Source organism: Couchioplanes caeruleus (assembly GCF_003751945.1).
In the GTDB taxonomy this organism is placed as follows: Bacteria; Actinomycetota; Actinomycetes; order Mycobacteriales; family Micromonosporaceae; genus Actinoplanes; species Actinoplanes caeruleus.
In genome coordinates this window covers 7,167,950-7,193,020 of record NZ_RJKL01000001.1, presented here as the reverse complement: position 1 = coordinate 7,193,020, position 25,071 = coordinate 7,167,950, and the positions used below count along the sequence as shown (strand labels likewise).

Sequence of the window (25,071 nt, the reverse complement as noted above, 5' to 3'; positions counted from 1 at the left end):
ACAACCTGGCGGCATGACCGCCCAGGTGACCGGCATCAGCTCCCGGCCGGATCGGCGCAGATGCCTTCACGAAAGGTTGTGCCGCTGGCAATCGGCGGTCTCGCCGCCGCGTGGACGGCTGTTCGCTGGAACCGAGATGACGGCGTTGGTGGCGGCCCAGCCGGTGTACCTGCCGGACGAGTTCGCGGTGTGCGAGACGCCCGCCGCGCCCGTCGTACTCGCCTGGCTGGTTCCGCTGACCCAGGCAGAAGCCCACTTCGCCCATACTCAGGGGTGGGCTGCGCTCGAGGACGTTTTCGTTCAGCACGATCCCGACCTGACGGACCACGAACGCGCGAGCGTGCAGCTACCAGACACCCGCCGTCGTGACGCCGACCGCTGAACGCCGCACCAAACGAGGCGTCGACAAGCCCATCTGGTGTCGATCATCAATCCCGGGCCGGCCGCCGCCGCAGCCCCGCGCGGCAGCGACCGCGAGCTGCCCCCATGGGGCCGTACCGAGATCGGCGCCTTGCTGGAACTGCGTGACGCCCTGGACGCCGTCGTCGACACCCGCCGCACCTACAACCGTCGCCGGCGCCCGTAGCCGGCGCGTCCGGTGCACCGTCATTGCACCCGAGCTGCTCGATTCCGACTGGGGTTGCCGCCGATGGTGCGGTAGACAGCGGCGTGATGAGCGCTATCGGGTGTGTAGGTGAGGGGGCTACCTATGTCGGTGCTGGTGGTTGACGATTCCCGTGCGATGCGGGCGATTCTGCGTCGTCTGGTCACGTCGGTGGGTTACGACGTGGTCGAGGCCGACAACGGCCGCAGCGCTCTGGAGGCGCTCGGCGCGATGGAGCAGCCCCCGCAGGCGGCTCTGGTCGACTGGAACATGCCGGAGATGAATGGTCTGGAGTTCATCGGCGCCGTGCGGGCTCAGCCGCAGTGGCGCGACATCGCCCTGATGATGGTCACCACCGAAAGTGACCCGAACCAGATCGTCCGAGCCCTGGCCGCCGGCGCTCATGAGTACCTCATCAAGCCCTTCACCCCCGAGGTGATCAGGGACAAGCTCGCGATACTGGGCGTGATGGAGACAGCCGCCGCCTAACGCGCAACCCGCCCCGGAGCGCGCCCGGGTGAGTGTGTTTCAGAGCAGGGGCTCGATGTGGCGGCTGGGTAGCGGTCCCGGGCGGGCCATGTAGTAGCCCTGGCCCAGTTCAATGCCCAGCGTACGGAGCTTCTCGTGTTCGGCGTGTGTCTCGACGCCCTCGGCGATCAGCCGGGCGCCGATGTCGCGGGCGAAGCTGGCCAGCGCCCGGGCCAGGGCCGTGCGGATCGGGTCGATATCGATGTTACGGACCAGGGCGATGTCGAGTTTGATGATGTCGGGGCGTAGCTGCAGGATGTGGCTGAGGCTGGCGTAGCGTCATGGAACCACCTGAAATGATCAACGTTGGCGACGTCGTGCTTAAGCGATGGGAGCCCGCCTGGGCCGACCATGCCACCATGGCCGTCCGCGAGTTACTGCCGGAACTGAAGCCTTTCCTGCCATGGGCCACCGACGCCTACGACGTCGAGGCATCCCGCGCCTTCATCGAGATGTCGATAGCGAACTGGGACAACGGCACGGCGTTCAACTACGGCATCTTCACCGGGGCGGGTGACTTTGCCGGCGGCATTGGCCTGATGACCCGGATGGGGCCTGGCGTGCTCGAGATCGGCTACTGGATGCGTACCGCATTCACCGGACGCGGCTACATGACTACGGCTGTCGAGGCGCTGACCCGCGTGGCGCTCACACTGCCCGGCATCGAGCGCGTGGCCATCCGACACGACGTGGCGAACGCAGCCTCGGCCGCGGTGGCGGCCAAGGCCGGATTCGTCGAAGCCGGCCGGGTCCAAAGCGAACCTGAGGCGCCCGGAGAGACAGGTACGGAAATCATTAGCGAGCGCCGCGCTACCCAAGGCTTCTAGCAGCCGGCCACGGTCGATCCCTTGCCCAGAAACATATCCAAGGGGAGCACCGGCGCCCAAGCCAAAGCCCGGGGATGGTCATCACGTCGCGGGTTTAGCTTGACGGGTTGGCTGCACCGTGACGGGCTGTATCGCAGCGTTGCTCGGTCCGATGAAGTGGTGGCGCTGCAGCGCACGAAGCCGCGTCCGGCCCGGGTCGATGCTCGTTGTCGCGGTCATGACCGACCGGGCGCAAGCAATCGAGGTGTTAGCGGGGTTTCGGGAAGAGTTCTACCGGTGCATGAACAGGCGGGCGGATGCTCTATTCGAGCTGACCGAGGCGTTGTTGTGCACGGATGGGCCGGTCAAGATGCTGGTCGGGTTGTCGCTCGCACCGGAGCACCGGCGCGGCCACGGCGCCTTGTATGACGCGTTCAACCACGGCCACATCGACGTGGAGTCGTTGCGCCGCCAGTTGGCCGGTTTGCCGTTGCCGCGGGCGGCGGACGGCCGCCTGGTGCTGGCCGTGGACGTCTCGCCGTGGCTGCGCCCGGACGGCGCTTGCAGTCCGCAGCGTTTGTTCTGCCACACCTACGGGCGGGGCAAGGACGAACATCGGATGATCCCGGGCTGGCCGTACTCAATCGTCGCTGCCCTGGAAAGCGACGGGACATCCTGGGCCGCAGTGAAGGTGCACGTCGGTGGGGCGAGACGGCGGGCCAGGCTCAGCATCTCGGTGGACGGGTCGATGCCGGTGACCGACCCGGCCGGGCCGACGGCGCGGGCTGTCCGCCGGGTGAGGTAGCCGGTGCCGCAGCCGACGTCGAGAACCCGGTCGCCGGGCCCGGCGCCGGACACGCGGACCAGAGCGTCGTAGGCGCGGCGGCGGGATCCGCCGAAGACGAGGGCCGACAGGACCTCGTAGCCACGAGCGTGGCGGATGACCCCGCCGTGGGCCGACGGGTGTGTGTGGGAGTGGGGCATCGGACCTCCATGATGGAAGGGCAGGGTGGCCGCCGCGAGTCAGGTGACATCGCGGCGCAGGGTGGTGGCGACACCGGCCAGGACGAACGCCGCGGCGTAGCCGCTCAGGGCGAGGCCTGCCTGCCACTGCGGCGGCCCGTCCACCGCGGTGGGCAGCCGGTCCAGGGCCGAGCCGAGGGCGAACGGCAGCCACTGTTTGGCGTCGCCGATGAGCTGCGCCACGAGGCCCTCCACCAGGGCCAGCCACGCCAGCGCGGCGGCGATCGCCCCGATCTGGTTGGTGACGAGTGCGCCGATGCCGACACCGATCGCCGCGAACGCGGCAATCCATGCCACTCCACCGGCGACCGTCAGCCACAGGTCGGTGGATCCCAGGTCCAGCGAGAAGCCGCGGCCGGCCAGCCACACCGCGCTGGCGGCGAGCGCCAGCAGCGCCGTGACGACACCGAAGGCCAGGCCCGCGCCGGTGTACACGAGCAGTTTCGCGACGACGATGCGGCCGCGCCGAGGAACCGTCAGGTAGGTGTCCGTGATGGTGCGGTGGCGGTACTCCCCCGCCACTGCCGTGATCCCCAGCACGAGGGTGAACAGCGAAATCAGGCCGATGTGCGCGACGGCGCTCTGCTGCACGGTCGGGGAGCTGACGTCGTCGCGATCGAGCATGACCCCGCTGACCCCGACGACGATGAGGACCTGCGCGGCGGCGAGCAGCAGCCACGCGCTGCGGGTGGTCCGCAGCCGCAGCAACTCGGCGGAGATCAGTGCGGTCACGGCCGGCTCCCTTCCAGCGTGGGGTCCGAGGTGAGCCGCAGGAACGCGGCCTCCAGACCGACCGCGCCCGGTGCGGTCAGCTCGTCGAGGGTGCCGGCGAAGCGGACCACGCCCGCGTGCATGACGATCACCCGGTCCACGGTCTGCGCCACCTCGGCCAGGACGTGGCTGGACACGATCACCGTGCGGCCCTGGGCGGCCAGGTCGCGAAGAAGCCCGCGCAGCCAGGCCATTCCGGCCGGGTCCAGGCCGTTGCCCGGCTCGTCGAGGATGAGGACCTGCGGATCGCCGAGCAGCGCCGCGGCCAGGCCGAGGCGCTGCCGCATGCCCAGCGAGTACCCACCCACCCGGCGATGAGCGTCCCCGTTCAAGCCGACCTCGTCGAGAACCTGGCCGACCCGGGAAGCCGGCAACCCGGCCAACCGTGCAGTGATCGCCAGGTGGTCCCGGGCCGTACGGCCGGGGTGGAAGCCGGTGGCTTCCAGCAGCGCGCCGACCACCCGTCGCGCTTCGCTCAGCTGGGCGTACGGGCGGCCGTCGATCAGCGCGGTGCCCGCGGTCGGACGGACCAGGCCGAGCAGCATGCGCAGCGTCGTCGTCTTGCCGGCGCCGTTCGGGCCGAGGAACCCGGTCACGCCCGGCGACACGGTGAAGCCGGCGTCGCGTACCGCGGTCACCGCGCCGAAGCGTTTCGTCAGCCTCGTGACGGACACGTCGGTCATCGTCATTCCCTTCCTTCGGATCAACGACCTCACTGTCGCCCGGAAGCCACCAGGGTGTCGTCGCCTCGGCGCGGCATCCTGCGCATACCGCGACCGCGGTACGACCCGGATGCACCGCCAGGACGACGCGGCCGCCCCTCGGCGCCCCGTACGGTGATGAACGTGCACGTCATCAGCCATCTCCAGCACGCGGCACAGCACCGTCCGCACCTCGCGGATCTCTCTGTCGCGCTCGTGATCCTGCTGGTGACCCTGCTCACCACCGCCGTCCCGGGTCACCTACCCGACGGCGTGTCGCTGGCCAGCGCCGCGATCGCCTGCGGGATTCTGCTGCTGCGGCGCCGCTGGCCGTACGCCGTCCTCGTGGTGTCGACGATCGCCGCCGAGGTGTACCTCGCCCGCCACCACGGCCTGGGCGGCATCCTGATCCTGGCCGCCCCGCTGTTCGCCCTCTACACCGTGGCCGAGCTCTCCGACCGCCGCAGCGCCCTGATCGTCAGCGGCCTGGTCATCGTCGCGGTCGGCGTCACACACACCCTCGGGCTGCCCTCACGACGGCTCGGCCCGGAGAACCTCGCCCTCGCCGCGCTCGGCGGCCTCGCCGTCGCCGCCGGCACCGCATCCCGGCACCGCCGCGCCTACCTCGCCGAGGTGGTCCGCCGCGCCCAGGACGCCGAACGCGACCGCGACGCCGACACCCGCCGCCGTCTCACCGAGGAACGCCTGCGCATCGCGCGCGACCTACACGACAGCGTCGGCCACCACCTCGCCCTGATCAATGTCCAGGCCGGTGTCACCGGCCACCTCCTGACCGGCGAATCGGAGCAAGTCCGCGACACCCTGGCCCAGATCCGTCAGAGCAGCCGCGCCGCCCTCGACGAACTCCGCGAGTCCGTCGGCCTGCTGCGCCAATCCGACGACCCCGCGCCCCTGCACCCCGCCGTCGGCCTGGCCGGACTCGCCGACCTGCTCGGCACGTTCCGGCGTACCGGCCTGCAGATCACCGCCCGCATCGACGGCCGGCGAGCCGATCTGCCCTGGGCAGCCGACCACACCGCGTATCGCGTCATCCAGGAAGCTCTCACGAACGTCCGCAAGCATGCCGGACCGGCCGAGGTCGCCCTGACACTGCACCACGACGGCGATGCCGTCACCGTCGTCGTCGACAACGACGGCCCGCCCGTCGCCCCCATCGACGACGCACACGCGCACGGCATCGTCGGCATGCGCGAACGGGTCACCGCCCTCGGCGGCACCCTGCTCGCCGGTCCCCGACCCACCGGCGGCTTCCGTGTCACCGCGACCATCCCGACCACCTCATGACCACACCGATCCGCGTGCTCATCGCCGACGACCAGCCCCTGCTGCGCGCCAGCTTCACCACCCTCATCAACTCCACACCCGACCTGCACGTCGTCGGCGAGGCCGGCACCGGCCACGACGCGATCGACCGCACCCGCACCACCGGCGCCGACGTCGTCCTGATGGACATCCGCATGCCCGACCTCGACGGCCTCACCGCCACCCGCCGGATCACCACCGACGCGCACCTCGCGCACGTCAAGGTCCTGATCCTCACCACGTTCGAGATCGACGAGTACGTGTTCGAGGCGCTCCGCAGCGGCGCCAGCGGCTTCCTCGGCAAAAGCGCCGAACCCGGCGACCTGCTCGACGCCATCCGTATCGTGCACCGCGGCGACGCACTACTCAGCCCCGCCGCCACCCGCAGCCTCATCAGCCGCTACCTCGCCCGTCCCGACCACGGCCTCGCCATCACCCCGACCCGGCTCGACCGCCTCACCGAACGGGAACGAGAAATCCTCACCCTCGTCGGCACCGGCCTCTCCAACGACGACATCGCCGGCCACCTCACCGTCAGCCCGCACACCGTCAAGACCCACGTGAACCGCACCATGACCAAACTCGACGCCCACGACCGCGCCCAACTCGTCGTCATCGCCTACGAAACCGGCCTGGTCCGACCGGTACGCCCCTGACGAACGGCCATTCCGCCGCTTTTCGTCGCTTGCGGCAGGGTAGGACCAGCAGACCGCGACGGTGCTGCATGAAACTGGGACTTGCCACCGCGACGCCGGTTAAGCCTTCCTCCGTCCGGCGCTGAGTCTGGTGTGCATGCTGTCTGCAGGTTTGCGCCGCACGGGCTCGGCCGCGAGCCCCAGTCACTCGAACACTGGGCACCCCTTGACCGGGCTACAACTCCGGGGCTCACACCCAGGGGTGACGTCCCGGATGGTCGCGTTGTGGTCGCACCCGGATCGGGCACCGCGCTGGAGACAGAGCAAACCGGCCTGAGGAGGCCATCATGAGGCCGAATCCGAACCGGGGCCGCGTCTACCGCCGATGCGGCTACCGGGACAGCCACGGCAGGCAACTCGGCACCCGCTGCCCGCGGCTGTCCAACACCCGCCACGGCAGTGGGGCGTACGCCGTCGACATGCCGTCACTGAACGGCAAGCGCAAGACCAGGCGCCGCAGCGGCTACGCCACCAAGACCGAAGCGTCCACAGCGTTGGCCAAGACGCTCGAGTGCGAGCGAGCCGGCGTACACCTCGACGACACCGAGACCGTCGCGCAGTACCTGACCGGCTGGCTGCAGGAGAGATCCCGCACGCTCAAGCCAACACCGTCGTCCGCTACCGCAACTACACCACCAAGGACCTGATTCCCGCCTTCGGCTCCATCCGGCTCGAGCAGCTGACCCACGAACACATCAAGCAGTTCATCACCAGCCAGCTCAACGCCGGCCGCGGCAGAGTCACCCTGCGGCGCTGCATCTCCACGCTGTCCAGTGCCCTCAGCCATGCCGTCAAACAACGCCGACTCCCCCACAACCCAGCCCGCTACACCAACTTGCCCCAACAGCCACGCGGCGAACTCGTCTGCTGGAGCACCGAACAGACGATCGAGTTCCTGGACTATTGCCACCGCGTCGACGACCCGCTCACCGACCTCTACGAAGTGATCATCTACACCGGGATGCGCAAGGGTGAAGCGCTCGGTTTGCACTGGGCCGACGTCGATCTCGACAGCCGGCTGCTGTACGTGCACAAGCATCTGGCCACCACCGTGGACATCTACGGTCACCTCACCCGGCAGGCCGCCCAGCAGGCCGTCGACGCCATCGCCGAGGCGCTGGACGTAGACCCGTCGCAGCCCGCCTGACCAGCACGGTTACAAGATCCGTGCACGGATGCGACCACATGACGACCACATCGCTTCTAAATGATCTCAGCGGATATGCATTACATGCATATCCGCTGGTCAGGCGTGTCGGGCTGACAGGATTTGAACCTGCGACCCCTTGACCCCCAGCGCGATGTACGGCGTTCACCGCTCCCCCACTCGTTCAGGTCCGCGCATTGGAGCGCATGGCGTGTGGTCCCCAACTGGTCCCCGCCGGTCCCCAGTTCACCGCTGGCCTGACGGAGAGATGCCCCCTACGGCATGCCATCCTCCGTTTGCCCCGGCCCCGCATGACTACGCGATAACCGCGGTCAGCGCGAGGCACGGGAGTGAACGACTCACCCCCGCCGAGGCACGACGGGGGTGAGTGCAGATAAGTGTTGCCTCAGACGGCGGGGTTGGTGCCGTTCATCATCCCGTAGCCGGTGTCGACGGCGCGTTCGCCGTCGCGGATCCAGAGGAAGCCGGTGTTGGCCTGAAAGGCGATCCGGTAGCCGCGGATGGCGGGGCTGGTGCCGCGCATCATCCCGAATCCGGTGTCCTTGGTGACCCCGGTGTTGGTGTGGACGTACAGGAAACCGGTGTTGGCCTGGAACGCCGTGGTGTAACCAACCGGGGTGGCGCTGATCGCCGGGCTGGTGCCGTTCATCATCCCGTAGCCGGTGTCGCGGGCGCGGCCGTTGCCGTCGATGACGTATAGGAAGCCGGTGTTGGCCTGGAACGCGATGGCGTAGCCGCCGCCGGGCAGGGCGGTGATGGACGGGCTGGTGCCGGCCATCATTCCGTAGCCGGTGTTCACCACGGCCCCGGAGGAGTCGCGGGTGTAGAGGAAGCCGGTGTTGGCCTGGAAGGCGATCCGCCACCGGCCGGTGTCACCCGCGATGGACGGGCTGGTGCCGCGCATCATGCCCAGCTGCAGGTCGTGGGTGGCGCCGGTGTTCATGTTGCGGGTGTAGAGCATGGTCGTGTTCGCCTGGAAGGCGATCTGGCCGCCGGAGATGGCCGGGCTGGTGCCGTTCATCATCCCGTAGCCGGTGTCGAGCATCGCGCCGTTGGAGTTGCGGGTATAGAGGAACCCGGTGTTGGCCTGGAACGCGGTCTGCCCGCCCGACGTGGCGGGACTGGTGCCGTTCATCATCCCGTAGCGGGTGTCGAGCATGGCGCCGGCGCCGCTGCGAGTGTAGAGAAAGCCGGTGTTGGCCTGAAACGCCGCCGGGATGGTTTCGGGGCTCGGTATGGTCGTGCCGGTCCCCGAGCCGGAACCCGTATCGCCGCCGCCGGGCGCGGTACCGAACCCTTCATCGGCGGGAATGACGATGCGGGGGAACCAGGAGGGGCCCTCGGGGAGACCGGCCGCGCGACCACCGCATCTCATGGAGGTGATGATGACTTTGTCGCCGTCGTGGAGCCGTATCCACCGGCTTTGCTTGCCGACCTGGTTCAACTGGCCGCTGGAGCCGTTGAGGGTGTAGTTGGTGATGCAGTCTTGGTAGCCGCGGAAGGCGTCGACGTCGTAGTACTTCATGAATGTGTGATTCATGCTCGAGTCCTGCCCGGGGGGCAGCTCGTAGTCGCCGTACACGGCGCCCTTGTTGTTGAAATTCGACGGATCGATGCACGGATCGGACGAACCGGTTTTGTAGGGCTGGTCTAAGTGAGCACCGAAGCGCTCATGTTGCCACTTCCAGCACCAATTGTTCGCAATGAGGATCGACAAGTCATTATTGTCTGTTTTGTTATAGACCACGCCACCGCAGTAGGGCGTGTAACACTTTTCGGCCATGGCGGGGCCGGCAAACGCGACCGGTGCGACAGTTCCGGCGAGCATCACGACCGCGGCAATCCGGGCTATGACACCGATTCGTGTCCGCGATTGCGGGCGTCCACCGGCCGTGTCGGACCGGCGTGGGCGCAGGAAGTGTGGTTTCACAAATACTCCACTACAACTGGGTGGTTCGAGCAGTCGGGCTGCGGCTCGGCGGGCAGCGTACTTGGCGCTTGCCACGTATCAGAGCGGTGTCGATCACTACGCCATCATCTCTATCCAAGCCCACCCATACGAGACATCAACGACGAAGCGGAGCAGGAAAGAGCAATCACCGACCCGTACTTGCAGGCGCAGGCGCTGGCCGCGGTGGCCGGGGCGGTCGCCGCTGGTGACCCAGAGCGGGCCGGGCGGCTGGCCACCGACGCCGAGACCGCGGCCCGCTCGATCACCGACCCGGCCGCGCAGGCGCAGACGCTGGCCGCGGTGGCCGAGGCGGTCGCCGCCGCTGGCGATTACCACCGGGCCGGCAATCTGCTGGGTGTGGTACTGGCGGTGCGATCCTGGCAGGTTCCGTTACCAGTGTTGGCCAAGTATTGGCCCCGGGTGGTGCTTCGGTTCGTGGATGAGCTGTCCGGTAACGAACGTCCGCGTTACACCTGACCTGCGCGACATTCGCGCGGGTTATTCCCGTCAGACCGCCAAGGATATCGGTGATCATGATGCCTGAAGTTGTTCGGGTCTGGAAATTACGGACGGGCCCACAGGGTGCAGTGGAGCGTGAGCTGGACTAGCACCAGTTTCGGTTCCATTGCTCCTTACGGGCCGTGGAGCCGGCCTTCGCGACCGGCTCGCCAGGCCGGTCGTAGCTCGGTTACCAGCAGGTGCAGGTGCCGCCGTGAGATGCCGGTGAACGCGTAGTTACTGAACACCCTGCGAGCCCACCGCATCGACATCCGCTGCGCGGACTGCAGACCGATCGCACAGCGCAGGTCGTGATCGCCGGGCACGCCTTCCTGCAGAACCTGCGCCGCGGTCACTACGAACTCGCCGTCGACACCACCCCGGTAGAGCGGGTCGCGGCTGCGTTCACCGAACTCGCCCAAGCGATCTGACGCCTGTCTCGGCCGAGATCGGCGCGTCCGCTGATCTCTCAATGCAACGGTGCCCACCGGAGCAAGGGTCCTTTCGCCGGAAACACACCGCTTCAAAGAGGACGCGCGCCAGCGCGCAGCTGTGTGCTGTAGACACCGCGGTGCGCAGGGCCCCACCGAAGCGTCTCAGCTATCGCGAACTGGGAGAGGTGGCCACTCTCTCCAGGCTAGGCTCCCCACCGCAGCGTCCATCCAGGACACTGTGGATGTCGCCGTCCTGTAGAGGAGTCACCCGTGACCCACGGCACCCCGCGTCCTACGCCCGAGAGAGGCGTGCGGCCGCTTGTAGCGACCGCCTCCATCGCCGGCGTCCTGGCATTGGCCCTCGTCGCCCCGGCGGCTCCCGCAGCGGCCGCCGCCGCACCGGCTGTGGCGGCCTCCACCGCCACGCCGCCGGCCAGCCTCGGCGTCGTCGGCCCCGTCACGACGATCACCTGCCCCACCGGCTCCACCATCCTGGAGCCTTCCGATCCCACAAGAGGCATCGACAACGACGGCTGGAAGGCGGCCGTCGAGGCCCAAGGCGCCGCCGGCCGCACGTTCTGCTTCAGGACCGGCAGGTACACCGGCTTCAGCGTGCGGCCCCAGACCGGGCAGAAGTTCTACGGCACGCCCGGAACGGTCCTGGACGGCTCCGTCGCGCTGACCGGCACCGTCGGGGAAAACGGCCTCTGGACCTACAGGGGTGTCGCCGCCAACCCGGTGCCGACGTCCTACGACCTGGTCTGCGTCGATCAGCGGCCGGCCTGCCGGCTCACCGACGACTTGTATGTCGGCGCCAGTCGGCAGACCCGCGTGGCCAGCGCGGCAGAGGTGACGACGAACAAGTACTTCATCGACGCCGCGACCAAGAAGCTGTACTCGGGCACCGATCCGGCCGGCCGGACGGTCAGCCTGACGCGCACCCCGTACGCCTTCGACGGCGCGTCCGGCGCGGAGAACGTCGAGATCCGGAACTTCGTCGTCCAGCGGTACGCGACGCCGGGCCACGAGTACGCAGTGGGCGGTGCGAGCAAGCCCACCGGCTGGATCGTCGAGAACCTCGACGTCAAGGACAACCACGGCGGTGGCATCGCCGTCTACGGCGGCCAGGCGCGCCGCAACCGCGTGCAGTGGAACGGCCACCAGGGCATCAGCGGTGACGGCCGGTACACCGTCATGGAGAACAACGACATCGCCTACAACAACGTCGCCGGGTACCACCTCCACGAGGGTGCGGCCGAGGGCGGCGCCGGCAAGTTCACCAACACGGTAGGCATCCAGTACCGGTATAACTGGGTGCACGACAACTTCGGCCAGGGCATCTGGTTCGACATCTACAACATCGACGCGCACATCGAGCACAACACCGTGACCGACAACGAGGGCGTCGGCATCATGTACGAGATCAGCAAGTCCGGGTACATCCAGCACAACGACGTGCGGGGCAACGGCGCCGGCAGCGCCCGGTTCGCGCCGGAGGGTGGCAAGTTCTACGCGTACAGCGCCGGCATTCTGGTCTCCAGCTCCGAGAAGGTGCTGGTCGCGCACAACACGGTGGTGGTGCCTCCGGTCTTCCTGCATGGCATGAGCACGAAGCGCGCGTACGACAACAGCCTGGGCCGGGACAGCTGGGTGCTCAAGGAGACCGCACACGGCATCATCGTGCTTCAGGGCGCGCGCAAAGAGTACTGGGCCAACTGCTCGCTCAACCCGGCGAAGACCAACGCGCACCTGATCTGGGACTGCGACGCCAAAGACGTCACGGTGCGCGACAACCGCACGGTCTTCCAAGGCACCTGGACGTCGAAGCTCATCGACCCGGCCACCGGCAGGGAACTCGTCGACCCGGCCACCGGCAAGCCGTACCGGTCGGACGGCAAGGGCGCGAGCGGCTCCGGGCTGTTGGCCAACGGCGAGACCAGAAAGGCCGTTGTGACGTTCCAGAACAACCGGTACGAGATGTCGAACTGTGCCGACTGGCGCTGGTTCTGGCTGATCCCCAACCCCGATGACCCCGACAACCCGCAGGCGGAGTACAAGGGAGCCTCGGGACCGCTCGCCGGGGCGCAGAATGCAGGGCTGGAGAGCGAAAGCTCCATCTGCACGCCCGTCCCGTCCTGACGTGAGCCCCTGGGGACCGGTTCCGGCCGGTCCCCAGGTCAGGAGGCCGGTCCGGATCCAGGGGCCGGCCCGATGCGCATCGCCGACCCGGCGGGCGTCCCGACGCCATAAGTCGCCCGCATTCTTCACTTCGAGCGGGCCGCGGAACGTTTTCAGGTGTCCTGGCGTACGGCGAAACGCTGGGCCGAGCGCGGCGCGGGCGCCATGAACGACCGGCTTCCCCCGAACGGTCCCACGGCCGGCTTCCTGCCGGTGGCCCCGCACCGAAGGATGTCCCTGCCGCCTACCGCCCTACCGGTTATCAGACCGGGCCATGGACTGGCCGGCGCGCCCACTGACCTGCTGCGAAAGGCGTGCAGGCATCCCCCCGCCTTGCAGCCGACACGTATTCGACGTGCCCGCAGATGCCGGCAAGTAGGCTGGCCGCGCCGACACCTGCGCTCGCCTGCCGTTGCTCACACACTGGAGTCCCGTTCGATGGGCAGTAGCCGCGCGCTGGCACCCCGAGAGGACTGGTCGCCGAGGGCAGACAACGGCACGGGTGACCGCCGGGCCACGCGCTGCTGGCGGACGGCGCACGTGGCAGTGGTATGGCCTGGTGACGCGGTTAGCCGTTGACCCGGCTCATGTCGACATACCGGTCGCCGGCGGCCGCGCCAGGCGGCGCCGCGGCGTCGAGCGAGGCCAGTTCCTCGGCGCTCAGCCGCAAGCTGGTCGCGCCGACGTTGTCTTCCAGGTACTCCCGGCGCTTGGTGCCGGGAATGGGCACGATGTCGTCGCCCTGAGCATGCAGCCAGGCGAGGGCGAGGCGGGTCGGTGAGGTGCCACGCTGCTCGGCGAGGTGGCGCACCCGGTCGGCGATGGCCAGGTTGGCGGCCAGTGCGTCGGGTTGGAAACGGGGGTCGTAGCGCCGATAGTCCGCGGGGTCCAGCCCGTCGAGCGAGCGGATGGTTCCGGCCAGGAAGCCACGTCCCAGCGGCGCGTACGGCACGAACCCGATGCCCAGCTCACGAACGACGGGCAGGATCTCGCGCTCCGGGCCGCGTTCCCACAGCGAGTACTCCGTCTGCAGCGCGCTGATGGGGTGTACCGCATGGGCCCGCCGGATCGTCTCGGGAGCCGCCTCGGAGAGCCCCAGATATCGGACCTTGCCCGCGGCGACCAGCTCCGCCATCGCACCCACGGTTTCCTCGATCGGGACGGCCGGGTCGACCCGGTGCAGGTAGTACAGGTCGATGTGGTCCGTGCCCAGTCGTCGCAGCGATGCGTCGCAGGCCCGCCGGACGTACCCGGGACTGCCGTCGATACGCGGCATCCGATCGGCGGCCTCGCGGACGCCGCCGAACTTGGTGGCCACAACCGCCTCGCCGCGCCGGCCCGCCAGGGCCTGGCCGAGCAGGCGCTCGTTGGCCCCGTCGATGCCGTACACGTCCGCGGTGTCGAACAGGGTGACGCCGAGGTCGAGCGCATGGTGCACCGTGGCGACCGCCTCCGCCTCGAGGGCCGGCCCGTAGAACTCCGACATCCCCATGCAGCCGAGGCCCTGTGCCCCGACCGTGAGTGTGCCAAGTCGATGCTGCCGCATGTCCGTTCTCCGCTCCTCGTATCATGTATGTGGCCACATACAATCACTTGTATGCGCGTACATCCAGTGGAGGATGGTATGACTCAACCCACAACAGAGCCGGAACCCGAGCCCTCGCTGGTCGAACAGTGGGCCTGGTATGGGCTGATCCGGGCCCGCGAGAAGCTGACCCTGGAACTCGAACGCGAGCTACAGCGTGCACACGGTCTACCGCTGTCCTGGCTGGAGATCCTGATGCATCTCGCCAAGCAGCCCGCGCCACGCAAGATCACCGACGTGGTGAGCACCGTCCTGCTCAGTCAGAGTCAGACCTCCCGCGCACTCGATCAGATGGTCGGCCGGGGACTCGTCACCCGGGCGTCGAGCACCGACGACGCGCGGGCGCGCACCGTCGCACTCACCGACGCCGGCCGCCGGGTGTGCGTCGAGGGGATGGCGCTGCAGTGGCATGTCGTACGCGAACAGATGCTCGACCGGCTGTCCCCCGCACAGGTGCAGATCCTGGCCCAGATATGGCAGGAGCTCGACGCGGTCCCGGCGAATGCCCTCGACCACAAGACCGGACCATGAGGATGCACAGGACGAGGCCGGCGCTTGGCAGAAGTTCCTCGCCGCTGTCTACCGGTAGTTTATCGAGTCCGTAACTTTCTCCTGCTCTGTGCGGTTACTCAATGTGCATGACCGGCTGAGCGGGTGAGGTTTCGATGGTCCGTGCGGTGTGTCCGGCGGCTGCGGGCCCCTTGGAGGATTACGCGGCCTGTTTTGATGATCTATTCCCTCGGCTGGCGCAGCGGCGCGGGTTTCGTGAATATCCGACCGGGCTGCTCGCGCCGCGGGACCGCAACAAGACGTTGACGTGCCTGGCCGCGGCCGAACCAGTGGAAGGGGCGCAGCACGCGGCGGTGCAGCGGCTGCAGTACATCCTGTCGCAATCCGCTTGGGACAGTGAGCAGGTCAACGACCGGCGGCTGGAACTACTGCTCACCGATCCGTCGACTGCACCGCACGAACGTGGCGTGCTGGTGATCGACGATTCCGGGGATCGCAAGGACGGCACCCGCACCGCGCACGTGGGGCCGGCAGTGGCTGGGGCGCTACGGCGAGACTGACAACGGCATCGTTACCGTGACCACGGTGTGGGCCGACGAGCGTGTCTACTATCCGCTACACGCCGAGCCCTACACCCCCGCCTCACACTTTGTGAAGAAGCGCACCGATCCTGGCTTCCGCACGAAGCTGCAGATCGCCGCCGACCTGGTCGCCAAGGCGCGCACCACGGGAGTGGTGTGCCGGGCGGTGGTGGCGGACTGCTTCTACGGCGACCACGACGACCTGCGCGCCGAACTGCGCCAGGGTGGATGGGGCTTCGTCATGGCCCTCAAGCCAGCCCGCGGCACCTGGCAGTACCAGGCCGAGGCGTATACCCCGAAAGACGCCGCTCGGGTGGTTGCCTAGAACGGGCCCGACGACCCCGGCGGCTGGCACCCGGTGCAGCGCCGGTTTCGTGACGGGCGCACCGAGACCTGGTGGGCTACCGACGCCGTTCTGTGCTGGTGGGGACCCGACGGGCACACTCGGCTCGTGGTCGCCACCACCGACCCGCAGACCCTGCCGGACAAGGCAACCTGGTACCTGGCCACCGACCTGCCCCGCCCCGGCGGCCCGCACGACATCCCCGAGCGCAGCCATGAGCCGGCGGATCTGACCGAGGTCGTGCGGCTCTACGGCATCCGGCACTGGATCGAGCAAAGCTAAAAGCAGGTGAAAGACGAACTCGGCTGGGCCGACTTCCAAACCCGCTCCACGACCGCGATCCGCCGCCACCAAACCCTGGTCCACTGCGCGTTCTCATTCTGCTGGAACACCTGGTTCGACCCGCCCGCCCCGGACAACCCGACCACGACGTCCCCGCGGCCACCCCTCGACGACGCCGGAGAGAGGGGGTGCTCCGACCGACCAGCCCGCCGTATATCCCTGCTGGCCCAAGGCCCTACGCGCCGTCCGCGCCTGGCTCACCCCATGGCTGCTCCTGCAGCGCTGGTGGAAAGCCTGGTCCGACAAGCCCCCGCCTGACGAACTTCAGCAACTCCTCAACGCCCTCGCACAAGGTCACGCCATCAACCTATATTTACCGCCGTAAAAACGACGAACTACCGGTAATCGCGGCTCCCTTGGCCATCCTGAGCATGTTCGTCTCCTCGTGTCGCGCCGTCGCTCTTGTCCGCGCGGCGTGACGCAAGCCTCGCAAGGTCAAGCGGGCCAGTCGTCAATCCACCGCGGTGCTTGCGGGTAGACCCTGAGATTAGGCCGTAGGAAAGCGGTGGCCCCGCCGGTGGTTATCACGAGACTGGAGGCCAGGTCATTCCGGAGTGGCCGACCGAGCGCGAGGGCCTTTGCAACCCGCGAATGGGGCGCCCTTCGCCGGCGACGGTGGGCGAGACTCGCGGATCCACAGCGCGGCCCTGACAGCGGCATGGTGGCGGATTCCTCCGGGCGTTACCAGTACGAGGATCCGGGGACGACAACAGCTCGGTGGCTGACCTGTGAACGCGCCTGCCACGCGTCCCCCGCAAGCTGAACGGCTTCTGGCTCCCACGATCCACGTCCTAGTTCGACGGTCGTAGAGGCGGTGCCGTCTACCGCGATGGTTGCAGCAAAAGTTCCTTCCCGCGTGTGAGGCTTCACGATCCGCTCGGCCCGTAGCGTCGTCGCGGGCTCCGTCTGACCCGGTCCGATTCCGGCCGGCACCCCTACACAGAGGCGGAGCCGAAAGGGGGAGGAACATGCCCGGGTCCAGGCGAAAAGCCGGCCGCACGGTCGAACGGCGGAGGCCGGAGGGTTCGGTCGGAGGGGTTCGACGGGTGACGAGAAGCCGACGACGACGGCCAGGAACGGCGTTCGTGGTGGTGGTGCTTTGTGTGCTCGGCCTGCTGACCGTGGTGCCGCAGCGCGCCACGGCCGCGCCGAACTACAGCGGTGACCCGGTGCACTACTGGAACGGCGTGCTGCTGGAGTTGTTCCGCCGCGTGGACGAGCCGCCGGGCAAGGTGACCCGGGCCGCGGCGATGCTGAACATCGCGGTCTACGACGCCGAGAGCGCCTATCAGCGGACCTGGCACACCATGGTCTACCAGCCGTATCTGGGAGCGCCCCGTTACTCCGGGCCGCCATTTCTGGAGGGGCCGGACGAAGAGGAGCGGGTGATCGGGCGTACCGCGTACCGCATGCTCACCCGGTTATACCCCAGCCAGGCGAACTTCCTGGAGAATCGCTTCCAGAACCGGTTCGGCACGGCGCCGGACGCCTTCGATATCCTCGACATCCTGGTCGTCAATCCGGTCGTTCAGCAGACCATGAACGCCCGGGCCGACGACGGACACGATGACCCACGGCCCTACTCGGCGGACGGCGTGCCGGGCGCATGGCGACCCACCGACAGCAAGTGCACCGCGGCCAGCCAGGCGGCGACCCCATTCTGGGGTGAGGTACGCCCCTTCGCCATCCCGTCCGGGGCGCACTTCCGACCACCGACGCCACAGCTCTACGCGTCCTACGACGCCCTGCTGGCCAGCCCGGAATACCGGACCCAGGTGGACGAGGTGCGGCGTCTCGGCGGCGCGGCCTCGACGGAACGCACCGTGGAGCAGACCGCGATCGGCTGGTTCTGGGCCAACGAGGTGCCCGGGACCTACAAGCCTCCCGGCCAACTGCTCGAGCACACCAGCATCGTGGCGGCCCAGCAGAGGCTGACCGTCTACCAGAACGCGCGGCTGTTCGCCCTGGTGTCGTTGGCCCTGGCCGATGCGGCGATCGCCGAGTGGGACGTCAAATACCTTACCCCGATCGACCTGTGGCGTCCGGTGTCGGCGATCCGCGACACTGGGCTGGACCCGAACTGGCAACCACTGTCGGCCGACCGTAACGGCGTCCACTTCACCCCATGCTTTCCGGCGTGGGCGTCGGGGCATGCCACCTTCGGCGGCGCCTGGGCCCGGGTCATGAGGGGATTCTTCAACGGGGTCGACGCGATCACCTTCGAAGCCACCACGGAGGACCCACACTCGCCGGTGCGGACGCGGCGGTTCACGAGCTTCAGTCAGGCGGCGGAGGAAAACGCGCAGAGCCGGGTCTATCTCGGCGTGCACTACTCCTGGGACGCACGCGACGGCCTGAAGCTCGGCGACGACGTGGCCGGGCAGGTACTCGCCACCAAGCTGTTGAAGATCACCTGATCGGTCCCGTACCCGTCCGGGAGGCTTGGGTCGCGAGGCCCCGCGGCCGGGACCGGAAGTGACGGGGGCGACGCCGCCGGCGGCCGATCCTGGCCGCCGGCGGCGACGCGCTACCGTGCCCTCGTGGGAGGTCGGGCAGGTACGTCGAGGGCGCGGCCTCCATTGTCGTCGGCGCGGATCTCGACGCTGGGCGAGCGGCACCCGCTGCTGCTCGACGCCGTGCTGGCCGCCGCCACGGCGGTGGTGAGCCTCGCGCTGGCGCGGCAGCACCCGCCGGGTGAATGGCGGTTGATGGACGGGCTCGGCGTCGCCCTGACCTGCCTGGCGAGCCTGACGCTGGTGGCGCGCCGTCGCGCGCCGATGGCCGTCCTGCTCGGATACGGCGCCCTATGGTGCGCCTATGTGACGGCGGGTTACTGGCCCGTCGTCAACAGCGCCGGGGCGCTGCTCACGCTCTACACCGTCGCTTCACTGCGGCCGCCGCGAGTAACGCTCGCGGCCGCCCTGCTCACGGCCGCGATCTGGGTGTACGCAGGGTTGGTCGGCCACTCGGACGCGTTCCTGACGATCCTCGGTCAGAGCATCGTCTGGACCGGCGTGGTCTCCTGGTTCGGCAGCCGCGCCCGGCTGCTGGCCGAGCGTGGCCGCCGGCTCGAGCGCCTCACCATGCTTCTGCGGCGGGACCGCGAGGAGCGGGCGCGACGAGCGGTCGTCAACGAGCGGGTCCGAATCGCTCGGGAACTGCACGACGTGGTCGCCCACCACATGTCGGTGGTCTCGGTGCAGGCGGGCCTCGCGCGGTATGTCCTTTACTCGGACCCCCGTACCTCGCACGCCGCCCTGGACACCGTCCTCGACAGCAGTGGGGAGGCGCTCGGGGAGATGCGCCGCCTGTTGACCGTGCTACGTGTCGATCCCGAGGAGAGCGAGGGCGACGACCCGCACGGTTCGGCAGTCGGGCTGGATCACCTGGACGACCTCGTGAACCGGGTGCGGCGGGCAGGAGTACCGGTCGACGTGGTTGTCGTCGGCGCACCGCGACACCTGCCGTCCGGCTTGGATCTGTGCGCCTACCGTGTCATCCAGGAGGGTCTGACCAATGTGCTCAAACACGCCGGACGCGCCTCGGTTACCGTGACCCTGCGGTACGAGGTCGACCGGTTCGTCGCTCAGGTCGTCGACGATGGCGGGAAAACGACGTCGATCGTGCCGGAAGCGGCCGATGGGCAGGGGCTGGTCGGCATGCGGGAACGCGCGGGGCTCTACGGCGGCAGCGTCGTCGCCGGTCCCTGTCCGGCGGGCGGGTTTGAGGTCGTTCTCATCCTGCCGGTCCCGCAGTGACCGGAAGGGAACCGGGCCGGGCCGAGCCAGCCGGGTGCCGAGATGGGGAGGCTGTGGATGGCCAGGGTGCTCGTTGTCGATGATCAGATCCTGGTGCGGGCTGGGCTTGCCGCGTTGATCCGGGCGGCGCCCGGGCTCGACGTGGTGGGCGAGGCCAGTGATGGGCGGGACGCGGTCGCCCAGGCCGCGGCGAACCTCCCGGAGGTCATCCTCATGGACGTCCGGATGCCGGGCCTGGACGGGGTGGAGGCGACCCGCCAGATCCTCAGCACCGCCTGCGTGGACCCGCCGAAGGTCATCATCTTGACAACCTTCGATCTTGATGAGTACGTCTACGCCGCGCTCCGCGCCGGCGCCAGCGGATTCCTGCTCAAGGACACCGCCCCGGAGCGGCTGCTCGCCGCCATCCACACCGTCGCCGGTGGCGACATGCTCTTCGCTCCCAGCGTGACCCGGCGTCTCGTTGAGGCGTATGCGCACCGCCCGCGGCTGTTCACGGAGACGCCGCCGGACCTGCGTCCCCTGACCGGTCGGGAGCGCGAGGTCCTTGAGCTTGTCGCCACCGGCATGACGAACGCGGACATTGCCCGCCGGATCATGGTGAGCGAGGCGACCGTCAAGACGCATCTCAGCCGGACCATGACCAAGCTTGGTCTGTCCAGCCGCGCCCAGGCCGTGGTGGTTGCCTACGAGACCGGGCTCGCCACGCCGGGGAACGCCGGCTCGCCGACTGACGTCGAATGTCGATGATGTCGGCAATGGCGGCCAGCGTGCCTCTGAGCTTTCCGTTTACAGTAAACGGAAAGCTGAGACCCTGGTAAATAAGGGAAATCAACCCGGCTCAGGATTTGTGCCTGCTGCCGGCAAGGAACGAAATGCCATCGACGGCACAGCCCAGTGTTGATCGGGTCGCAGTAGGCGTACAGCTTGTTGCGCCTCCATCGCTCCCCTTGACCGGGCCACGCGCGATGTGTGGCGTTCACCGCGCGACCACCTGTTCAGGTCCGCGCATCGGAGCGCATGGCGTGTGGTCCCCAACTGGTCCCCGCCGTCCTCCCAGTTCGGCGCTGGCCTGACGGAAGAAGTCCCCACCGCATGCCATCCTGCGTCTGCCAGTCCGGCATGACGCGTTGTTGAAGTCGCAGGGCGTCCGCCCTGTTAGACGCGGTAAGCGCCTCGAGGGCCCGGTCGTGCAGCGCGGTGGACTCCGCGAACATGCCGCATCGCTGGAGCGCGACCCGGCGGACAGCTGCGCTTGCCCTAGTTTCGGAACATTCTCGCTCAATCGGATTGGTGTAGGTATTTCTGGCGTTCCTCGGTGTTGAAGTCGCGGGTAATGCGCTGGCGGGCGAGCGCTGTCACGGTGGTGATCGGTCCGCAGACGTCGCAGATCAGGTGGCGGACGGTGCCGTCGTTGTGCAGGGTGACCAGATCGCGGCCGTTGGGGGCGAATCCCAGGGACATGATGGGCGGCCCGGAGCGTTCCAGGGTGATCGATTCGCCGGTGCCGTCGATATTCTGGATGCGCACGGCGCCGTCACCCATGTTGTTCGCTACCAACTTGCCGTCCGGGCTGAAGGCGATGTTCACCGCCTCTGCAGGCGTTCTGGCTAGGACTGTGGAAGCATCTGGGGCGCCAACGCGGTATATCCGAAAGGCGCCATCCCTGGTCTGGACGGCCAACTGTTTGCTGTCTGGTCCGAACTGCAGAAGCGTAGCGGCGTCTGATGTCTGCACTCGGTGTATGACCGTATCGGTGTGGAACCGCCAAACGGTGATCGGCCGGGGGACGTCGTAGGGACCTGCAGAGACGCTGGCCAGCAGTTGCCCGTCCGGGCTGAAGACGAACGGCGCGCCGCCCTCCGGCAGTGACACGGTCTTCTTTTCGCCCGCTTTCAGGTCCCACAGTGTCAGCTCCTGGTCTAAGCCGCAGGTAGCAGCCAGCCACCGTCCGTCCGGGCTGAGCCGCATCTCGCCGGTGTCGGCGCACTTCAGCGATCGGGGCCGGCCGTCACCATCGACGTTCCACACAGATATCTCGTGGTCATCACGGGTCGCCACTGTCTGGCCGTTCTCGCTTATCCGCAGGACAAGTCGATGCGGCGCGTCGCGTAGGATGACCATGCCCTTGACACGTCGATGCACGCGAATCGTCCGATCGGCGGCGAATGCCGCCACTACGGAGCCGTTCGCGCTCATGGCCACCGGTGTGACGGCGTTGGGGACGCTGACTACGGGCGTGAGCCCGCGGCCTACGTCCCAGACTCGCACGGCCATGTCAGTGCTGCTCGAGACCAGTCGCTGTCCGTCCGGGCTGAACGCGAATTCGTGCACTGGGCTGGGGCTGTACAAGGTAAGAGAATGCGACGGGTCGGACAGATCCCACACCTGAATGGTCCGGTCGCGGATCGCCGCGATTCGTTGCCCGTCGGCGCTGAGCCTAACGGAGTGGGTGTCCTCCCCGCCGCGCAGCGTCACCTGTTTGGTCACCTCCGACGCCGTGGCTGTCCAGACCCGGTTTCCGTCGGTGACCGCGACTCGTCGTCCGTCCGCGCTGAACGCGCCGTCATAGGGTGCCCCCACCACACGGCGATAGGCCGGACGGCCCGGTCGTTCCAGGACCCAGTGGCTGACCGATCCGTCCGAGGTGACAGCGACAAGGCGGGCGCCGTTCTGGGTGAACGCCAAGCTCTGCACCGTAGCGCCACTGCGCAGCACGGTCGCTACCCGACGCGTCCGCACGTCCACGATCCTGATGTCCCCGGCCATGTCACCGATCGCCGCGAGCCGGCCGTCCGGGCTGAAGGCAACACCGGTGGCGGGGGCTTCTGCCGGAAAGTCGAGCGTGACCGCATTTCCGGACTTCACAGTCCAGACAGTCATCCTTGCCACCCCGACCTCGGTGGCTGCCACGATCGCGAGCTGTGTGCCGTCTGGACTGAACGTCAGCCCGGAAAGGGTTCCGGCGGCGCGTGATGGCTCAATCTTGTGTGATACCGGCTTGGTTCGGCCGGCCGGATCCCACACCTTCACTACCCCGTCGTCGGCCGCACTGGCGACGCGCTGACCGTCGGGGCTGAATGCGACGTAGGCGCCCTGTGCATGGTGCTCTCGGAAGGCTGTCATGATTCGCGAGTCCGCTGTGGCCTGACGCAACACCGACCCTGTCTCGACGCTTGGCCACAGCTCGTACCCGCGCATCGCCAGCATCAACGCGAGTTCCGGATCATTGCGGCGCTGCGTGCGGGCCTCGGCGGTCAATTGCCGGGCGTACGCTCGGTCGAGCTCCGATCTGGCGCGATCCGCCTGCACCAGCGCCACCACCGACAGCACGGCCAGCAGCACCGAGGCCAGACTGAAGCTAGTCCAGGCCACCAACCGCCGACGGCGACCGGCCGCCGCCTCGCGTCGACAAAGCCGCACGCTGGCATCGAGAAACTGCTCTTCGGTAGGGGTCAGCGTCTCTCGGCGAGAGGCACTCCACTCGGTCGCGGCCGTCAGACGCGCACCGCGATATAGGGCCCCTTCGTCGCGGTCAAGCAACTCCCACGCAGCGGCCGCTTCGGTCAGCCGGCGGTGGATCCGTAGGCCGTTGACGTCTTCGTCCACCCAGTCTTGCAGCCGTGGCCAGGCCCGGAACAGCGCCTCGTGCGCGATCTCGACCGTGTCGAGGTCGGTGCTCACCAGCCGCGCGGCCACGAACGCCTCGATCACCGTCGGCGCCCGCTCGATCGTGCCCAGCTCGGCACGACTCAGCCGCCGACGGGTGATCAACCCGTCCGGCCCGACGTCCACCATCCGCAGCAGCACCCGCCTCGCGACAAGGCGTTCCTGCTCGGACAGCAGCTCATACGCCTGCTCCGCCGTACGAGCCACCGCACCGGACACGCCGCCGGCCGCCTGATAGCCCGCCAGCGTGACCATCGCACCCTGACGACGGTGCCACGCCTCACGCAACGCGTGCGCCGCCAACGGCAACGCGCCCGGCGAGTCACCCACCTCCGCCACGATCGTGGCCACCAGCGCACCCTCCACCCGGGCACCGCGCAGCTCGGCCGGTCTGGTCACCGCCTCCCGCATCTGCGCCGGGCTCATCCCACCGATCAGCACCTGCGCATCCGCCAACGCCGCCAGCAGCTCCGGATGCTCGGCGAACCGGGCGTAATGATCGGCGCGCACAGCCAGCACCACCCGGGCACGACCGTCCGACTCCTCGCACATCGCCAGCAGCGCGGCCACGAAGCCCACCCGCTCGGCCTGATCCGCACAAGCCGCGAAAACTTCCTCGAACTGGTCCACCACCACCAGAAGATCAACCTCCGGCGGTGTGTCGGGCAGGCCCTGCCGGACCAACAGATGCGATCGCGCCGGGTCCTCACACAGCTCGTCCAGCAGCCCACCGGCCGGCACCCCGGCATGCCGCGCGAGGTGCACCGCCAGTTCCGCCATCGGATGCGCGCCCGGCGTCAGCACCACCGCCGGTCCGCCCACGGCCGGGACCAGCCCCGCCCGCACCAGCGACGACTTACCCGCGCCCGACGGGCCGAACACCGCCAGGAAACGCCGCTCTCTGAGGCGGCGCACCAGCTCGTCCACCAGCGCACCGCGCCCGAAAAACAACTCCGCGTCCTGCGGCTGAAACGCCGCCAGCCCCGGATACGGCGGCCGCTCGTGCCCGTTCACGACGACCGGGTCCTCGGCCGGCGCCACGCTCAAGCGCTCCGCCTCTCGCCAGCGCCGCTCCCACACCTGAAGGTCGCCGTCGCATGCGGCGACGTAGGCCAGGGTCACCTCCAGCGTCGGCAGCCGCCGCCCCGACGCCGCCGCCGCCAGCGTCGCCACCGAGTAGTTCACCCGCGCGGCCATCTGCCGGTAACCCGGCTTGCCCGCCTTCTCCCGCAACTGCCGCAGCTCGGCCGCCAGCTGCGCGACCGGGCCCTCCGACTCGTCCAGAGGACGTTCCGGCCTCGGCATCCCCGACCTCCCCGCACACCACGACGTCCATCGCTCACCGTCAATTGTCACTGCGTTGTCCAGAGTTGTTTGTCTGACCACCCTGAGCAGGGACCAGACAACTCTCACGCCGCTAGACAGAGGTCTCGTCCACCACACGGACCAAGCGGCGACGACGAGAGGAGCATCGCCGTCTCGTCTGTGAATGGATCTCTCGGCACGTGGCCGACCGGGGCAAACCGTAAACGTCAAGGAGGGCATCTTCGATGCGTACGACAACCAGAAGATCGCCGGGCGTGCGGCGAAGTGCGCGACCGGC

The 25,071-nt window shown here is 68.4% G+C and carries 24 protein-coding genes and 1 pseudogene; 18 read left to right on the top strand and 7 right to left on the bottom strand.

The genetic code is table 11. From position 1 onward, the window contains the following. Positions 1-13: 13 nt before the first annotated feature. The 3 genes from EDD30_RS32430 to EDD30_RS32425 all read left to right on the top strand — a co-directional run bounded on the left by EDD30_RS32430 (position 14) and on the right by EDD30_RS32425 (position 1,093). Positions 14-382: a suppressor of fused domain protein gene (locus EDD30_RS32430; protein WP_084556459.1), complete on the top strand. Its 369-nt coding sequence runs from the start codon at positions 14-16 to the stop codon at positions 380-382. Positions 383-418: 36 nt separating this feature from the next. Then, complete coding sequence (locus tag EDD30_RS39465) at positions 419-586, top strand: hypothetical protein (RefSeq protein WP_170047309.1); 168 nt, start codon at positions 419-421, stop codon at positions 584-586. 123 nt (positions 587-709) lie between these two features. After that, on the top strand, positions 710-1,093 hold the full coding sequence (locus EDD30_RS32425; RefSeq protein ID WP_071806068.1) for a response regulator: 384 nt from the start codon (positions 710-712) through the stop codon (positions 1,091-1,093). Positions 1,094-1,132: 39 nt separating this feature from the next. Here the strand turns inward: EDD30_RS32425 and EDD30_RS32420 are convergent, their stop codons facing one another. After that, positions 1,133-1,348, bottom strand: coding sequence for an EAL domain-containing protein (locus EDD30_RS32420; RefSeq protein WP_244945668.1), 216 nt, complete (start codon positions 1,346-1,348; stop codon positions 1,133-1,135). 65 nt (positions 1,349-1,413) lie between these two features. Here EDD30_RS32420 and EDD30_RS32415 point away from each other — a divergent pair, with 65 nt between their 5' ends. After that, complete coding sequence (locus tag EDD30_RS32415; RefSeq protein ID WP_071806067.1) at positions 1,414-1,959, top strand: GNAT family N-acetyltransferase; 546 nt, start codon at positions 1,414-1,416, stop codon at positions 1,957-1,959. 199 nt (positions 1,960-2,158) lie between these two features. Then, a complete protein-coding gene (locus EDD30_RS32410) occupies positions 2,159-2,743 on the top strand; it encodes a transposase (protein ID WP_282958180.1) in 585 nt (194 codons plus the stop codon). Here the strand turns inward: EDD30_RS32410 and EDD30_RS41840 are convergent. The 3 genes and pseudogenes from EDD30_RS41840 to EDD30_RS32395 form a co-directional block, all read right to left on the bottom strand. After that, positions 2,680-2,922: pseudogene (locus EDD30_RS41840) on the bottom strand (methyltransferase domain-containing protein); the annotation flags it as partial. The gene EDD30_RS32410 and the pseudogene EDD30_RS41840 sit on opposite strands and share 64 nt — an antisense overlap. A 39-nt stretch (positions 2,923-2,961) precedes the next feature. Beyond that, the gene (locus EDD30_RS32400; protein WP_071806065.1) at positions 2,962-3,693 is read right to left on the bottom strand and encodes an ABC transporter permease; all 732 of its coding nucleotides are present in this window, start codon (positions 3,691-3,693) and stop codon (positions 2,962-2,964) included. Further along, complete coding sequence (locus EDD30_RS32395) at positions 3,690-4,415, bottom strand: ABC transporter ATP-binding protein (protein ID WP_071806074.1); 726 nt, start codon at positions 4,413-4,415, stop codon at positions 3,690-3,692. Before EDD30_RS32395 ends, EDD30_RS32400 begins: the two co-directional genes overlap by 4 nt. Before the next feature lie 162 nt (positions 4,416-4,577). On the opposite strand from EDD30_RS32395, the gene EDD30_RS32390 reads away from it, so the two are divergent. The 4 genes from EDD30_RS32390 to EDD30_RS41095 all read left to right on the top strand — a co-directional run bounded on the left by EDD30_RS32390 (position 4,578) and on the right by EDD30_RS41095 (position 7,598). After that, entirely contained in the window at positions 4,578-5,738 is a 1,161-nt protein-coding gene (locus EDD30_RS32390; RefSeq protein ID WP_143162715.1) for a sensor histidine kinase, read from the top strand. After that, a complete protein-coding gene (locus tag EDD30_RS32385) occupies positions 5,735-6,412 on the top strand; it encodes a response regulator transcription factor (protein WP_071806063.1) in 678 nt (225 codons plus the stop codon). Before EDD30_RS32390 ends, EDD30_RS32385 begins: the two co-directional genes overlap by 4 nt. 326 nt (positions 6,413-6,738) lie before the next feature. Then, entirely contained in the window at positions 6,739-7,098 is a 360-nt protein-coding gene (locus tag EDD30_RS41100; RefSeq protein WP_071806062.1) for an Arm DNA-binding domain-containing protein, read from the top strand. 188 nt (positions 7,099-7,286) lie between these two features. Then, positions 7,287-7,598 (top strand): tyrosine-type recombinase/integrase, encoded by a 312-nt coding sequence (locus EDD30_RS41095; RefSeq protein ID WP_244945480.1) that lies wholly within the window; start codon positions 7,287-7,289, stop codon positions 7,596-7,598. 406 nt (positions 7,599-8,004) lie between these two features. Here the strand turns inward: EDD30_RS41095 and EDD30_RS32370 are convergent, their stop codons facing one another. Continuing rightward, positions 8,005-9,549, bottom strand: a complete 1,545-nt coding sequence (locus EDD30_RS32370) for a hypothetical protein (protein ID WP_148088170.1) — start codon at positions 9,547-9,549, stop codon at positions 8,005-8,007. A 180-nt stretch (positions 9,550-9,729) separates the two neighbouring features. Here EDD30_RS32370 and EDD30_RS32365 point away from each other — a divergent pair, with 180 nt between their 5' ends. Together EDD30_RS32365 and EDD30_RS32355 are read left to right on the top strand one after the other, a co-directional pair. Continuing rightward, positions 9,730-10,047: a hypothetical protein gene (locus EDD30_RS32365; RefSeq protein WP_071806059.1), complete on the top strand. Its 318-nt coding sequence runs from the start codon at positions 9,730-9,732 to the stop codon at positions 10,045-10,047. A gap of 764 nt (positions 10,048-10,811) precedes the next feature. Next, on the top strand, positions 10,812-12,641 hold the full coding sequence (locus tag EDD30_RS32355; protein ID WP_071806057.1) for a right-handed parallel beta-helix repeat-containing protein: 1,830 nt from the start codon (positions 10,812-10,814) through the stop codon (positions 12,639-12,641). A gap of 607 nt (positions 12,642-13,248) precedes the next feature. Here EDD30_RS32355 and EDD30_RS32350 read toward each other — a convergent pair. Beyond that, a complete protein-coding gene (locus tag EDD30_RS32350) occupies positions 13,249-14,226 on the bottom strand; it encodes an aldo/keto reductase (protein ID WP_071806056.1) in 978 nt (325 codons plus the stop codon). A gap of 78 nt (positions 14,227-14,304) precedes the next feature. Here EDD30_RS32350 and EDD30_RS32345 point away from each other — a divergent pair, with 78 nt between their 5' ends. From EDD30_RS32345 to EDD30_RS32320, 7 genes are all read left to right on the top strand, one after another. Further along, entirely contained in the window at positions 14,305-14,796 is a 492-nt protein-coding gene (locus tag EDD30_RS32345; RefSeq protein WP_071806055.1) for a MarR family winged helix-turn-helix transcriptional regulator, read from the top strand. Between the two features lie 170 nt (positions 14,797-14,966). Beyond that, positions 14,967-15,335 (top strand): transposase, encoded by a 369-nt coding sequence (locus tag EDD30_RS40055; RefSeq protein WP_211277820.1) that lies wholly within the window; start codon positions 14,967-14,969, stop codon positions 15,333-15,335. 16 nt (positions 15,336-15,351) lie between these two features. After that, the gene (locus EDD30_RS40050) at positions 15,352-15,681 is read left to right on the top strand and encodes a transposase (RefSeq protein ID WP_244945479.1); all 330 of its coding nucleotides are present in this window, start codon (positions 15,352-15,354) and stop codon (positions 15,679-15,681) included. A 126-nt stretch (positions 15,682-15,807) separates the two neighbouring features. Continuing rightward, entirely contained in the window at positions 15,808-15,981 is a 174-nt protein-coding gene (locus EDD30_RS39460) for a hypothetical protein (protein WP_170047307.1), read from the top strand. A 1,145-nt stretch (positions 15,982-17,126) separates the two neighbouring features. Next, on the top strand, positions 17,127-18,458 hold the full coding sequence (locus tag EDD30_RS32330; protein ID WP_071806054.1) for a phosphatase PAP2 family protein: 1,332 nt from the start codon (positions 17,127-17,129) through the stop codon (positions 18,456-18,458). Between the two features lie 123 nt (positions 18,459-18,581). Beyond that, a complete protein-coding gene (locus tag EDD30_RS32325) occupies positions 18,582-19,799 on the top strand; it encodes a sensor histidine kinase (protein WP_211277818.1) in 1,218 nt (405 codons plus the stop codon). Positions 19,800-19,856: 57 nt separating this feature from the next. Continuing rightward, entirely contained in the window at positions 19,857-20,549 is a 693-nt protein-coding gene (locus EDD30_RS32320; protein ID WP_071806072.1) for a response regulator, read from the top strand. A gap of 531 nt (positions 20,550-21,080) precedes the next feature. Here EDD30_RS32320 and EDD30_RS32315 read toward each other — a convergent pair. Continuing rightward, on the bottom strand, positions 21,081-24,773 hold the full coding sequence (locus tag EDD30_RS32315; RefSeq protein ID WP_071806053.1) for an nSTAND1 domain-containing NTPase: 3,693 nt from the start codon (positions 24,771-24,773) through the stop codon (positions 21,081-21,083). Positions 24,774-25,071 lie beyond the last annotated feature (298 nt).

Bases quoted from the DNA above. Each gene is read 5' to 3' on its own strand.
- EDD30_RS32430 (WP_084556459.1), top strand. From the start codon at position 14: ATGACCGCCCAGGTGACCGGCATCAGCTCCCGGCCGGATCGGCGCAGA.
- EDD30_RS32425 (WP_071806068.1), top strand. From the start codon at position 710: ATGTCGGTGCTGGTGGTTGACGATTCCCGTGCGATGCGGGCGATTCTG.
- EDD30_RS32415 (WP_071806067.1), top strand. From the start codon at position 1,414: ATGGAACCACCTGAAATGATCAACGTTGGCGACGTCGTGCTTAAGCGA.
- EDD30_RS32410 (WP_282958180.1), top strand. From the start codon at position 2,159: ATGCTCGTTGTCGCGGTCATGACCGACCGGGCGCAAGCAATCGAGGTG.
- EDD30_RS32395 (WP_071806074.1), bottom strand. From the start codon at position 4,415: ATGACCGACGTGTCCGTCACGAGGCTGACGAAACGCTTCGGCGCGGTG.
- EDD30_RS32385 (WP_071806063.1), top strand. From the start codon at position 5,735: ATGACCACACCGATCCGCGTGCTCATCGCCGACGACCAGCCCCTGCTG.
- EDD30_RS41100 (WP_071806062.1), top strand. From the start codon at position 6,739: ATGAGGCCGAATCCGAACCGGGGCCGCGTCTACCGCCGATGCGGCTAC.
- EDD30_RS32350 (WP_071806056.1), bottom strand. From the start codon at position 14,226: ATGCGGCAGCATCGACTTGGCACACTCACGGTCGGGGCACAGGGCCTC.
- EDD30_RS32345 (WP_071806055.1), top strand. From the start codon at position 14,305: ATGACTCAACCCACAACAGAGCCGGAACCCGAGCCCTCGCTGGTCGAA.
- EDD30_RS32320 (WP_071806072.1), top strand. From the start codon at position 19,857: ATGGCCAGGGTGCTCGTTGTCGATGATCAGATCCTGGTGCGGGCTGGG.
- EDD30_RS32315 (WP_071806053.1), bottom strand. From the start codon at position 24,773: ATGCCGAGGCCGGAACGTCCTCTGGACGAGTCGGAGGGCCCGGTCGCG.